This window comes from Mycobacterium innocens (genome assembly GCF_900566055.1).
Lineage (GTDB): Bacteria > Actinomycetota > Actinomycetes > Mycobacteriales > Mycobacteriaceae > Mycobacterium > Mycobacterium innocens.
Genome location: NZ_UPHQ01000276.1, coordinates 45,425 through 58,176, shown reverse-complemented (window position 1 = coordinate 58,176; position 12,752 = coordinate 45,425). Strand labels below are relative to the sequence as shown.

General features: G+C 66.6%; 9 protein-coding genes. All 9 read left to right on the top strand.

Annotation, left to right across the window (positions count from 1 at the left end; translation table 11 throughout):
• The first annotated feature begins 124 nt into the window (after window positions 1–124).
• The 9 genes from glf (at window position 125) to fadD32 (ending at window position 12,732) form a co-directional block, all read left to right on the top strand.
• Window positions 125–1,378 (top strand): UDP-galactopyranose mutase, encoded by a 1,254-nt coding sequence (glf, locus tag EET03_RS26755; protein WP_244232563.1) that lies wholly within the window; start codon window positions 125–127, stop codon window positions 1,376–1,378.
• Window positions 1,375–3,294, top strand: coding sequence for a glycosyltransferase (locus tag EET03_RS26750; protein WP_075544632.1), 1,920 nt, complete (start codon window positions 1,375–1,377; stop codon window positions 3,292–3,294). Before glf ends, EET03_RS26750 begins: the two co-directional genes overlap by 4 nt.
• Window positions 3,287–3,844: a phosphatase PAP2 family protein gene (locus EET03_RS26745; protein ID WP_063473046.1), complete on the top strand. Its 558-nt coding sequence runs from the start codon at window positions 3,287–3,289 to the stop codon at window positions 3,842–3,844. The genes EET03_RS26750 and EET03_RS26745 overlap by 8 nt, the downstream gene beginning before the upstream one ends.
• A complete protein-coding gene (locus EET03_RS26740; protein WP_075544631.1) occupies window positions 3,841–4,749 on the top strand; it encodes a decaprenyl-phosphate phosphoribosyltransferase in 909 nt (302 codons plus the stop codon). The genes EET03_RS26745 and EET03_RS26740 overlap by 4 nt, the downstream gene beginning before the upstream one ends.
• Window positions 4,724–6,715, top strand: coding sequence for a terminal beta-(1->2)-arabinofuranosyltransferase (gene aftB / locus EET03_RS26735; RefSeq protein WP_208649143.1), 1,992 nt, complete (start codon window positions 4,724–4,726; stop codon window positions 6,713–6,715). The genes EET03_RS26740 and aftB overlap by 26 nt, the downstream gene beginning before the upstream one ends.
• Window positions 6,716–7,099: 384 nt before the next feature.
• Window positions 7,100–8,131 (top strand): diacylglycerol acyltransferase/mycolyltransferase Ag85A, encoded by a 1,032-nt coding sequence (gene ag85A / locus EET03_RS26730; protein WP_063473049.1) that lies wholly within the window; start codon window positions 7,100–7,102, stop codon window positions 8,129–8,131.
• Window positions 8,132–8,340: 209 nt separating this feature from the next.
• Entirely contained in the window at window positions 8,341–9,246 is a 906-nt protein-coding gene (locus EET03_RS26725) for an esterase family protein (RefSeq protein WP_075544653.1), read from the top strand.
• 230 nt (window positions 9,247–9,476) lie between these two features.
• Window positions 9,477–10,493 carry a carboxylesterase Culp6 gene (gene culp6 / locus EET03_RS26720; protein ID WP_075544629.1) on the top strand — a complete coding sequence of 339 codons (1,017 nt, stop codon included), beginning with the start codon at window positions 9,477–9,479 and terminating at the stop codon, window positions 10,491–10,493.
• A 349-nt stretch (window positions 10,494–10,842) separates the two neighbouring features.
• Window positions 10,843–12,732, top strand: a complete 1,890-nt coding sequence (gene fadD32, locus EET03_RS26710; RefSeq protein ID WP_075544628.1) for a long-chain-fatty-acid--AMP ligase FadD32 — start codon at window positions 10,843–10,845, stop codon at window positions 12,730–12,732.
• The last annotated feature ends 20 nt before the right edge of the window (window positions 12,733–12,752 follow it).

The window sequence follows — 12,752 nt, the reverse complement described above, 5'->3', positions numbered from 1 at the left end:
GTGCGATGTTGGGCTGGCGACGGACATGAGAACCTGCGCACTTGCCTAAAACCTGCGAGAACCCTCACTCGGGCGAGCCGCCAAGTCGGGTTTTGGCAGCGGGGTCGGATAACCTAGGCAACCGATGACCGCACGTTTCGACCTCTTCGTCGTCGGTTCCGGATTCTTCGGCCTGACGATCGCCGAGCGCGTGGCTACCCAACTCGGCAAGCGGGTCCTCGTTGTCGAGCGCCGCCCGCATATCGGCGGCAACGCCTATTCCGAACCGGAGCCGCAGACCGGGATCGAAGTCCACAAGTACGGCGCGCACCTGTTTCACACCTCCAATAAGAAGGTGTGGGACTACGTGCGGCAGTTCACCGACTTCACCGACTACCGGCATCGGGTGTTCGCGATGCACAACGGGCAGGCCTACCAGTTCCCGATGGGTCTGGGCCTGGTGTCGCAGTTCTTCGGCAGATACTTCAGCCCGGCCGAAGCGCGCCGGCTGATCGCCGAACAGGCATCCGAAATCCACACCGCCGACGCGCAGAACCTCGAGGAGAAGGCCATCTCGCTGATCGGCCGGCCGCTCTACGAGGCGTTCGTCAAGGGCTACACGGCCAAGCAGTGGCAGACCGACCCCGCTGAGTTGCCGGCTGCCGTCATTAATCGGCTGCCGGTGCGCTACACCTTCGACAACCGGTACTTCAGCGACACCTATGAGGGCCTGCCGGTCGACGGCTACACGGCGTGGCTACAGAACATGGCCGCCGACGACCGCATCGAGCTCAGGTTGGACACCGACTGGTTCGACGTTCGCGACGCACTGCGCGCGGCCAGTCCGGATGCCCCGGTCGTTTACACCGGTCCGATCGACCGCTACTTCGATTACGCCGACGGCCGGCTGGGCTGGCGCACCCTGGATTTCGAGGTGGAAGTGTTGGGCGACTGCGGTGATTTTCAGGGCACGCCGGTGATGAACTACAACGACATCGACGTCCCGTACACCCGTATCCACGAGTTCCGCCACTTCCACCCCGAGCGCGATTACCCGACGGACAAGACGGTGATCATGCGCGAATACTCCCGGTTCGCCGAAGCCGACGACGAGCCCTACTATCCGATCAACACCGAGGCCGACCGCGCCCTGTTGGCCGCCTACCGTACCCGGGCGAAGTCCGAGACCGCGGCGGCGAAGGTCTTGTTCGGCGGTCGCTTGGGCACCTACCAATATCTGGATATGCATATGGCCATTGCCAGCGCTTTGAGCATGTACGAAAACGTCCTTGCGCCGCACCTGCGCGACGGCGCCGATCTGCTGGACGGGCCGGCCCCACCTCAGGTCCCAGCACGGCCTGCATCGTCACCGGCCGAGGACGGAGGCGGGCGCGAATGACCGCCGTGAGCCTGCTGTCCCGGATCATCCTGCCGCGACCGGGCGAACCGCTCGACGTGCGCAAGCTTTACCTCGAGGAGTCGACCACCAACTCGCGGCGCGCTCATGCGACCAGCCGCACCTCGCTGCAGATCGGCCCCGAGTCAGAGGTGTCGTTCGCCACGTATTTCAACGCGTTCCCGGCCAGCTATTGGCGACGCTGGTCGATCTGCACGTCCGTGGTGCTGCGCGTCGAGCTGACCGGAGCGGGCCGCCTCGACGTCTACCGGACCAAAGCCACCGGTGCCCGCATCTTCGTCGAGGGCCGGGCGTTCACGGGTGCTCAGGACTGCCCGCCGGGCCAGCCGCAGGTCGTCGAGGTCGAGGTGGGGCTGCGACCGTTCGAGGACGGCGGCTGGATCTGGTTCGACATCACCACCGACACCGCGGTCACCCTGCTCAATGGTGGCTGGTACGCGCCCATCCCGGCCCCGGGCACCGCCAACATCGCCGTCGGCATCCCCACCTTCAACCGCCCCGCGGATTGCGCCAACGCGCTGGCCGAACTCACCGCAGACCCGCTGGTGGACCAGGTGATCGGTGCGGTGATCGTGCCCGACCAGGGCACCCGCAAAGTTCGCGACCATCCGGACTTCCCCGCCGCCGCGGCTCGACTGGGCAACCGGCTCTCCATTCACGACCAGCCCAACCTGGGCGGTTCCGGCGGCTACAGCCGGGTGATGTACGAGGCGCTGAAAAACACCGATTGCCAGCAGATCCTGTTCATGGACGACGACATCCGCATCGAGCCGGACTCCATTCTGCGGGTGCTGGCCATGCACCGCTTCGCGAAGAGCCCGATGCTGGTCGGCGGGCAGATGCTCAATCTGCAGGAGCCGTCGCACCTGCACATCATGGGCGAGGTGGTCAACCGCTCGAACTTCATGTGGACCGCCGCGCCGCACGCCGAATACGACCACGACTTCGCCGAGTATCCCCTCAACGACAACGAGGAACTGAGCAAGCTGCTGCACCGGCGCATCGACGTCGACTACAACGGCTGGTGGACGTGCATGATCCCGCGGCAGGTGGCCGAGGAGCTGGGCCAGCCGTTGCCGTTGTTCATCAAATGGGACGACGCCGACTACGGTCTGCGCGCGGCCGAACACGGCTACCCCACGGTCACGCTGCCCGGCGCGGCGATCTGGCACATGGCCTGGAGCGACAAAGACGACGCGATCGACTGGCAGGCCTACTTCCACTTGCGCAACCGGCTGGTGGTGGCGGCGATGCACTGGAACGGCCCAAGTAAGCAGGTCACCGGCCTGGTCCGCAGCCACCTCAAAGCGACTCTGAAACACCTTGCCTGCCTGGAATATTCGACGGTGGCGATCCAGAACAAGGCCATCGACGACTTCCTCGCCGGCCCCGAGCACATCTTCTCCATCCTGGAATCGGCGCTGCCGGAAATACACCGGATCCGCAAGGCCTATCCCGATGCGGTCGTGCTGCCCGCCGCCAGCGAGCTGCCGCCGCCATTGCACAGGAACAAGGTGATGAAGCCGCCGGTGAACCCGGTCACCATCGGTTACCGGCTCGCGCGGGGCATCGTGCACAATCTCACGACCGCCGACCCGGCCCACCATGAGCGTCCCGAGTACAACGTGCCCACCCAGGACGCCCGCTGGTTCCGGTTGTGCACGGTCGACGGGGTCACGGTCACGACGGCCGACGGGTGCGGAGTGGTCTACCGTCAGCGCGATCGGGCCAAGATGTTCGCGCTGCTGTGGCAGTCGCTTCGCCGCCAGCGTCAGCTGACCCGGCGCTTCGACGAGATGCGCAGGGTCTACCGCGCCGCGTTGCCCGTGCTGTCCAGCAAGCAGAAGTGGGAGACGGTGCTCTTCACGGCGGAAAACCAAGAGCACCGACATGCCTGAAGCCCGTCCGTTGGGGGCATCGGCGCACGGCGAAGCCGCTGCAATCGTGGCCGTTCAGTCGGCGCTGGCCGACCGCCCGGAATCGCTGACGGTGGCCCAGGGGCTTTCGTACTTCGGCGAACACAGCATCGGCTGGCTGGCGGTGTCGGCGCTCGGGGCGGTTGTTTCCCCGCAGCGACGCCGGGATTGGCTGGTCGCCGGCGCCGGCGCCTTCGCCGCCCACGCGGTGGCGGTATTGGTCAAGCGGGTGGTCCGGCGCAAACGGCCCCACCATCCGGCAGTCGCGGTCAATGTCGGCACGCCCAGTCAGCTGAGCTTCCCGTCGGCGCACGCGACCTCCACCACGGCCGCGGCCATCCTGATGAGCAGGGCCGCCGGCCTGCCCATCGGACTGGGCGCGGCGGTGCTGGTGCCACCGATGGCCCTTTCCCGAATACTGCTGGGGGTGCATTACCCCAGCGACGTCGCCGCCGGTGTGGCGCTCGGCGCCGCCGTCGCGGCCGTTGCAGTGCGACTCGACGTCGGCCTGCAGAGTGGGGTGTCGATATGAGTGAAGACCTGGTGACCGGACCTCCGGCCAACCTGGTTGCCGGTGTGGTCAAGGCGATGCGCCCGCGGCAATGGGTGAAAAACGTCCTGGTCCTGGCCGCGCCGCTGGCCGCGGCGGGCCGCGGCGTCCGATACGACTACGCCGAGGTGCTGACCAAGGTTTCGGTCGCGTTCGTGGTGTTCAGCCTGGCCGCCTCGGCGATCTACCTGATCAATGACGTGCGCGATGTGGAGGCTGATCGCGAGCACCCCACCAAGAGGTTCCGCCCGATCGCCGCCGGTGTGGTGCCCGAATGGCTGGCCTACGCGGTGGCGGCGGTGCTGGGGGTGGCCTCGCTGGCCACCGCCTGGTGGCTTACCCCCAGCCTGGCCGTGGTGATGGCCGTCTACCTGGCCATGCAACTGGGGTACTGCTACGGCCTCAAGCACCAAGCGGTGATCGACATCTGCATCGTGTCATCGGCGTATCTGATCCGCGCCATCGCCGGCGGCGCGGCCGCCGACATCCCGCTATCCCAGTGGTTCTTGCTGACGGCGGCGTTCGGGTCGCTGTTCATGGTGGCCGGCAAGCGTTACGCCGAGCTGCAGCTGGCCGAGCGCACCGGCGCGGCGATCCGCAAGTCGCTGGAGAGCTATACCAGCACCTATCTTCGATTCGTCTGGACGCTCTCGGCCACCGCCGTGGTGGTGTCCTACGGGCTGTGGGCGTTCGAACGTGACCGGTACTCGGGGTCGTGGTATGCGGTGTCGATGGTCCCGTTCACCATCGCGATCCTGCGCTACGCCGTGGACGTCGATGGGGGGCTGGCCGGGGAGCCCGAAGACATCGCACTGCGCGACCGGGTGTTGCAGTTGCTGGCGCTGGCGTGGATAGGAACAGTTGGGGCCGCTGTTGCCTTCGGCTAGTTCGAGATTCAAGGCCCTGCGGGCCAGCGCGCTGGCCCGCAGGCCCGCAGTGCGGCGGGTCAGGTGGCCGGTTTTTCCCTATGAGCCGCTGGTCCGGATCAGTCTGTGGGTCAGCGTGGTGGTGATCTGCGTGCTGTTCGGCTGGGGTGCGTGGCAACGACGCTGGATCGCCGACGACGGGCTGATCGTGTTGCGCACGGTGCGCAACCTGCTGGCCGGCAACGGCCCGGTGTTCAACATGGGTGAGCGGGTGGAGGCCAACACCTCGACGGTGTGGACCTATTTGCTCTACGCGGCCAGCTGGGTGGGCGGGCCGATGCGGCTGGAATACGTGGCGCTGGCCGTGGCCCTGGTGCTGTCGTTGCTGGGCGTGGCGCTGCTGATGCTCGGCACCGGCCGGTTGTATGCACCCAGCCTGCGCGGCCGCCGGGCGATCATGTTGCCGGCCGGCGCGCTGGTCTACATCGCGGTGCCGCCGGCGCGAGACTTCGCCACCTCAGGGCTGGAAAGCGGACTGGTGCTGATCTATCTGGGGCTGCTGTGGTGGATGATGGTGTGCTGGGCGCAGCCGCTGCGGGTCCGTCCCCACGGCCGGGTGTTCATCGGTGCGCTGGCGTTCGTCGCGGGATGCAGCGTCCTGGTCCGGCCGGAGCTGGCGCTGCTGGGCGGCCTGGCCTTGATCATGATGCTGGTCGCGGCGCGGACCTGGCGCCGCCGGGTGCTGATCGTGGTGGCCGGCGGCTTCCTGCCGGTCACCTACCAGATCTTCCGGATGGGCTACTACGCGTTGTTGGTGCCCGGTACCGCGCTGGCCAAGGACGCCGCCGGCGACAAGTGGTCGCAGGGCATGATCTATCTCTCGAATTTCAACCGGCCCTACGCCCTGTGGGTGCCGATCGTGCTTTTGGTGCCGCTTGGCCTGGTTCTGATGCTGGCTCGTCGCAGGCCGTCGTTCCTGCGTCCGGTGGTGGCGCCCGACTACGGGCGGGTGGCGCGGGCGGTGCAGAGCCCGGCGGCGGCGGTGGCCTTCATGGCCGGCAGCGGCCTGCTGCAGGCGCTGTACTGGATCCGGCAAGGCGGCGATTTCATGCACGGCCGCGTGTTGCTGGCGCCGCTCTTCTGCTTACTGGCTCCGGTGGCGGTAATTCCGGTGTTACTGCCCGATGGCAAGGACTTCTCCAAGGAGACCGGTTACTGGCTGGCCGGTGTGGTCAGCATCCTGTGGCTGGGTGTGGCGGGCTGGTCGCTGTGGGCAGCGAACTCGCCAGGGATGGGCGACGACGCCACGCACGTCACCTATACGGGCATCGTCGACGAGCGCCGCTTCTACGCGCAGGCCACCGGACGCGCCCATCCGCTGACCGCCGCCGACTATCTCGATTACCCACGGATGGCAGCAGTGCTGACCGCGCTCGACAACACCCCCGAAGGCGCGCTGCTGCTGCCGTCCGGCAACTACAACCAGTGGGATCTGGTGCCCATGATCCCGCCGGGAACCGCTCCCGGTATCCCGGCCACCCAAAAGCCGCAACACGCGGTGTTTTTCACCAATTTGGGGATGCTGGGCATGAACGTGGGCCTCGATGTGAGAGTCATCGACCAGATCGGGCTGGCAAACCCGCTGGCCCAACACACCGAACGGTTGAAGCACGGCCGGATCGGCCACGACAAGAACCTGTTCCCCGACTGGGTGATCGCCGACGGTCCGTGGGTGAAGTGGTATCCGGGTGTTCCGGGTTACCTCGACCCGGCCTGGGTGGCGCAGGCGGAGACGGCCCTGCGATGCCCTGCGACTCAGGCGGTGCTGAACTCGGTGCGCGCGCCGTTGACCGTGCGCCGTTTTATGTCCAACGTGGTGCACTCCTTCGAATTCACCCGGTACCGGATTGATCGGGTGCCGCTCAACGAACTCATCAGGTGCGGGCTCGAGGTGCCCGACGTGCCGCCGGCCCCGGCTCGGGAGTGATTCGGGGTGAGCGATCCGGCCCGAATGCCGGGCCGCGCGGGCCGTGCCGCGAAGAATTTCGGCCCAATTGCGATCGGGCGTCCGCGACGCGCGTCCCGCGGTTTGAGGCGAGACTGACAGCAACATCACATTTGAGCCGCCACCAGCGACCACCAAACCCCGGGCACATGCGGAAACGAGATCTCGGGCCGCTGCATCCGGCGCGAAAATCATCCGGAATTGCGGCCCGGTAACGCTTTCGGCGCGGTGCTCGATGAGAGAACCGACCCCAGGTTGTGGTTGACTACACGGGCACTGCGACGCCGAGCGCGCGCAGTCTGACGTAGTTGAGGATGCGCCCTATCCACCGGATGCGCCTAAAAGATTGAGGATGAGGAAGCAAGGATGAAGCTTGTTGACAGGTTTCGTGGCGCCGTGACGGGTATGCCGCGCCGACTCATGGTGGGAGCCGTTGGTGCGGCCCTGCTGTCGGGTCTGGTCGGTGTCATTGACGTCACTGGCGGTTCGGCGATCGCGAGTGCGTTCTCGCGGCCGGGCCTGCCGGTGGAATACCTGCAGGTGCCCTCGGCGGCCATGGGCCGCGACATCAAGGTCCAGTTCCAGAGTGGTGGGGCGAACTCGCCGGCGGTGTATCTGCTGGACGGTATGCGCGCCCAGGAGGACTTCAACGGCTGGGACATCAACACCCCGGCGTTCGAGTGGTACTACCAGTCGGGTCTCTCGGTGGTCATGCCGGTCGGCGGGCAGTCCAGCTTCTACTCGGACTGGTACAACCCGGCCTGCGGTAAGGCCGGCTGCACCACCTACAAGTGGGAGACCTTCCTGACCAGCGAATTGCCGCAATACCTGTCGGCCAACCGCCAGGTCAAGCCGACCGGCAGCGCTGCGGTGGGTCTGTCGATGGCTGGCTCGTCGGCGTTGATCCTGGCCGCGTACCACCCGGCGCAGTTCATCTACGCCGGATCGCTGTCGGCGCTACTGGACCCCTCGCAGGCGATGGGGCCGTCGCTGATCGGTCTGGCCATGGGCGACGCGGGCGGCTACAAGTCCTCCGACATGTGGGGTCCGAAGGATGACCCGGCGTGGCAGCGCAACGACCCGACGCTGCAGGTGGGCAAGCTCGTCGCCAACAACACCCGCATCTGGGTGTACTGCGGCAACGGCAAGCCGTCCGACCTGGGTGGCGACAACCTGCCCGCCAAGTTCCTCGAGGGCTTCGTGCGGACCAGCAACTTGAAGTTCCAGACCGCCTACAACGCGGCCGGTGGGCACAATGCCGTGTGGAACTTCGACGACAACGGCACGCACAGCTGGGAGTACTGGGGCGCGCAGCTCAACGCCATGAAGCCGGATCTGCAGAACACGCTGGGCGCGACACCCGGCGGCGGCGGCAACGGCACCACGCAGGGCACCTAGACGCCCTGGGCGCCGCAACGGCGTCCGATAACCCGCATTCAACGGCGGCGACCCTTCGGGGTCGCCGCCGTTGGTTATTTCTGCGTTATCTCCCCTTTATCCGGTTGTGTGCCGTGTGGTTAGCTACCTTGCGGGCCGGGGCATGCCTCGAACCCGCCGCAGGGTCGGGCGCTGCGGGCATCACGCAGCGATACACGATGGAGGTGGACATGAGGGGTCTGTCGGTGTTGCTACGGCTGCTCTGCGTTGCGGCGCTGTCGATCGCGTTGGGCGGTGTCACCGCGGCTGCAGGATCGTCGGGCACGGCCAAAGCCGCCCCCTACGAGACCCTGATGGTGCCGTCCGGCGCCATGGGCCGCGATATCCCGGTCGCGTTCCTGGGCAGCGGCCCGCACGCGGTGTACCTGCTGGATGCCTTCAACGCCGGCCCGGATGTCAGCAACTGGGTTACCGCGGGTAACGCGATGAACACCCTGGCCGGCAAGGGAATCTCGGTGGTTGCCCCGGCCGGCGGTGCCTACAGTATGTACACCAACTGGGAACAGGACGGCAGCAAGCAGTGGGAAACCTTCCTATCCAGTGAGCTTCCCGATTGGCTGGCGGCCAACAAGGGCCTGGCACCCGGTGGTCACGCCGCCGTCGGCGCATCTCAGGGCGGCTATGGCGCAATGGCCCTGGCCGCGTTCCACCCGGACCGATTCGGCTTCGCCGGATCGCTGTCCGGGTTTCTGTACCCGTCGAGCACCACCACCAACGGCGCGATCCTCGCCGGTCTGCAGGAGTTCGGCGGTGTGGACGGCAACGGCATGTGGGGTGCCCCACAGCTGGGCCGGTGGAAGTGGCACGACCCGTGCGTGCATGTCGCTCTGCTGGCGCAGAACAACACCCGGGTGTGGGTATGGAGCCCGACCAACCTGGGTGCCAGTGATCCTGCCGCCATGATCGGTCAGGCCGGCGCGGCGATGGGTGACAGTAGGTCGTTCTACCAGCAGTATCGCAACGTCGGCGGGCACAACGGTCACTTCGACTTCCCGGGCGGCGGCGACAACGGCTGGGGCTCGTGGTCGGCACAGCTGGGCGCCATGTCCGGCGATATCGTCGGCGCGATCCGCTAGCGAGCCGACGGGCGGATCCACCTAGCCGCACCGGGGACGCGCGGCGCAGACATCGTCCGGGACGGAACTTCGTCACCAGCCGGTACCGTGTATGGGGTGCAGCAGAGGGCGGCGCCACCGTGTTCCGACGCGGTGTGGGTGACTTCAGCCGGCTCGGGCGGCGAGTATGCGCGACACCGCCGCCGACCGCACACTGTACTCAGACTTACCGATGCTGCTAGCAGGAGAACATGGCTACCAACTCCCGGCGCAGAAGACGCCGCCAACGAATCCTCGCCTGGGTTGCGGCCGGTGCCCTGGCGTCGGTCGTCGCGCTGGTCATCGTCGCCGGCGTGGTCATGCTGCGCCGCCAGGAAGCACCGCCCAGCGCAGTACCGCCCGGGGTGCTGACCCCGGGTCCCACCACCTCTCACCCACGCAAGCCCCGGCCCGCCTTCCAGGATGCGTCTTGCCCGGACGTGCAGTTGATCGCCGTACCCGGCACCTGGGAGTCGTCACCGCAGGACAACCCGCTCGACCCGATGCAGTTCCCGAAGGCGTTGCTACTCAGTGTGACCGGGCCGATCTCCCAGCAGTTCCCCGGATCGCGGGTGCAGACGTACACGGTTCCCTACACCGCACAGTTCCACAATCCGCTCACTTCCGACGGTCAAATGTCCTACAACGAAAGCCGGGCGGAGGGCACCCGCGCGATGGTGCAGGCCATGACGGACATGAATAACAAGTGTCCGTTGACCAGCTATGTGGTCGTCGGTTTCTCGCAGGGGGCGGTGATTGCCGGCGATGTCGCCAGCGATATCGGCAACGGCCGCGGGTCGGTCGATGACGACCTGGTGCTGGGCGTGACGCTGATCGCCGATGGCCGTCGCCAGCCGGGGGTGGGCAACGACATCCCGCCCAGCCCGCCGGGTGAGGGCGCCGAGGTCACCCTGCATGAGGTGCCGGTGCTGTCCGGGCTCGGCTTGACGATGACGGGGGCACGCCCGGGCGGTTTCGGCGCGCTCGACAGTCGCACCAACGAGATCTGTGCCCAGGGCGATCTGATTTGCGCCGCCCCGCAGGAGGCGTTCAGTCCCGCCAACCTGCCGACCACCCTCAACACGTTGGCCGGCGGGGCCGGCCAACCGGTCCACGCGATGTACGCCACCCCCGAATTCTGGAACTCCGACGGGCAGCCGGCTACGCAATGGACGTTGAACTGGGCGCGTGACCTCGTCGACAAGGCGCCGCATCCCAAACACGGCTGAGATGGGACGGGTGGCCCGAACACGGCGGGCGGGGACGCGCCAGGCACCGCAGCACCCGGGTGCTTGCGGATTGGGGCACCGGGACACAGCCGCGAGTGCCCTGATCGTAATGGGATCAGCGGTACCTTGTGATTTGGTCTGACGCTTCATGGCCCTTAACATTAAGAGAAATTTAAGAGCATGTGGATGACCCTGTGGGGTCGTAGCTGGCAACGATCGGCGCGCCCGCGAGTGTTCGCGCCGCTCAGGGGCTGGATCGCGCACGGATGTAACTCGTCGGCGGAGCCGACCACGATGTAAACCCTGTCGGCGTAGCCGACCAAGCAGTGTTGTGACAGGAGAGGGCGGCATGGCGTACCACAACCCGTTCATCGTGAATGGACGAATCCGGTTCCCGGAGAACACCAATCTGGTGCGGCACGTCGAAAAATGGGCGAAGGTGCGTGGCGACAAGCTGGCCTACCGGTTCCTGGACTTCTCCACCGAACGGGACGGCATCGAACGCGACATCCTGTGGTCGGAGTTCAGCGCGCGCAACCGCGCCGTCGGCGCCCGGCTGCAACAGGTCACCCAGCCCGGCGACCGTATCGCCATCCTGTGCCCACAGAACCTGGACTACCTGATCTCCTTCTTCGGCGCGCTGTACTCCGGCCGGATCGCGGTGCCGTTGTTCGACCCGGCCGAGCCAGGTCACGTCGGCCGCTTGCACGCGGTACTCGACGACTGCACCCCGTCGACCATTCTGACCACCACCGACTCCGCCGAAGGTGTGCGCAAGTTCATCCGCAGCCGCTCGGCAAAGGAGCGGCCCCGGGTCATCGCCGTCGACGCGGTTCCCACCGAGGTCGCCGCGACGTGGCAGGAGCCCGACGCCAACGAGTCGACCACGGCCTATCTGCAGTACACCTCCGGATCGACCCGCACCCCGACCGGCGTGCAGATCACCCATCTGAACCTGCCGACCAACGTGCTGCAAGTGCTCCATGCCCTGGAAGGGCAAGAAGGCGACCGTGGTGTCAGTTGGCTGCCGTTCTTCCACGATATGGGCCTGATCACCGTGCTGCTGACGTCGGTGCTGGGCCACAGCTTCACCTTCATGACCCCGGCCGCATTCGTGCGCCGGCCCGGCCGCTGGATTCGCGAACTCGCTCGTAAGCCCGGCGAAACCGGGGGAACATTCTCCGCCGCACCGAACTTTGCCTTCGAGCATGCGGCGGTGCGCGGTCTGCCCCGCGACGACGAGCCACCATTGGACCTGAGCAACGTCAAGGGCATCCTCAACGGCAGCGAACCGGTGTCGCCGGCGTCGATGCGCAAATTCTTCAATGCCTTCGCGCCGTACGGTCTGCCCGAGACTGCGGTCAAGCCGTCCTACGGTCTGGCCGAGGCGACGCTGTTCGTCTCGACTACCGCGCCCAACGAGCCGCCGACCGTCATCCACGTCGACCGCGACGAGCTGAACAAGCAGCGTTTCGTCGAGGTGCCCGCCGACGCGCCGAACGCCGTCGCGCAGGTTTCGGCCGGCAAGGTCGGCGTCGACGAATGGGCCGTTATCGTCGACCCAGACACCGCCAGTGAGTTGCCGGACGGGCAAATCGGCGAAATCTGGCTGCACGGCAACAACCTGGGCATCGGCTACTGGGGCAAGGAAGAAGAATCCGCTCAGATATTCCGCAACATCCTGAAGTCGCGGATCAGCGAGTCGCACGCCGAGGGGGCCCCCGACGACGGACTGTGGGTACGCACCGGCGACTACGGCACCTACTTCAAGGGACACCTCTATATAGCGGGCCGGATCAAGGACCTGGTCATCATCGACGGCCGCAACCACTACCCGCAGGACCTGGAGTTCACCGCGCAGGAGTCGAACAAGGCCTTGCGCGTCGGCTACGTGGCCGCCTTCTCGGTGCCCGCCAACCAGTTACCGCAGAAGGTGTTCGACGACCCGCACGCCGGGCTGAAGTTCGACCCCGAGGACACCTCCGAGCAGCTGGTGATCGTCGCCGAACGCGCTGCCGGTACGCACAAACTGGAGTACCAGCCCATCGCCGACGACATCCGTGCCGCCATCGCCGTCGGACATGGGGTGACTGTGCGGGATCTGCTGTTGGTATCGGCCGGCACGATTCCCCGGACCTCCAGCGGCAAGATCGGACGGCGCGCGTGCCGAGCTGCCTACCTCGACGGCAGCCTGCGCAGCGGCGTCGCTTCCCCGACGGCGTTTGCCACCGAATCCTGAGCCCCAGAACCACAAAGGTA

Coding starts and splice junctions, on each gene's coding strand:
- glf (WP_244232563.1), top strand. CDS start 125: ATGACCGCACGTTTCGACCTCTTCGTCGTCGGTTCCGGATTCTTCGGC.
- EET03_RS26750 (WP_075544632.1), top strand. CDS start 1,375: ATGACCGCCGTGAGCCTGCTGTCCCGGATCATCCTGCCGCGACCGGGC.
- EET03_RS26745 (WP_063473046.1), top strand. CDS start 3,287: ATGCCTGAAGCCCGTCCGTTGGGGGCATCGGCGCACGGCGAAGCCGCT.
- EET03_RS26740 (WP_075544631.1), top strand. CDS start 3,841: ATGAGTGAAGACCTGGTGACCGGACCTCCGGCCAACCTGGTTGCCGGT.
- ag85A (WP_063473049.1), top strand. CDS start 7,100: ATGAAGCTTGTTGACAGGTTTCGTGGCGCCGTGACGGGTATGCCGCGC.
- EET03_RS26725 (WP_075544653.1), top strand. CDS start 8,341: ATGAGGGGTCTGTCGGTGTTGCTACGGCTGCTCTGCGTTGCGGCGCTG.
- culp6 (WP_075544629.1), top strand. CDS start 9,477: ATGGCTACCAACTCCCGGCGCAGAAGACGCCGCCAACGAATCCTCGCC.
- fadD32 (WP_075544628.1), top strand. CDS start 10,843: ATGGCGTACCACAACCCGTTCATCGTGAATGGACGAATCCGGTTCCCG.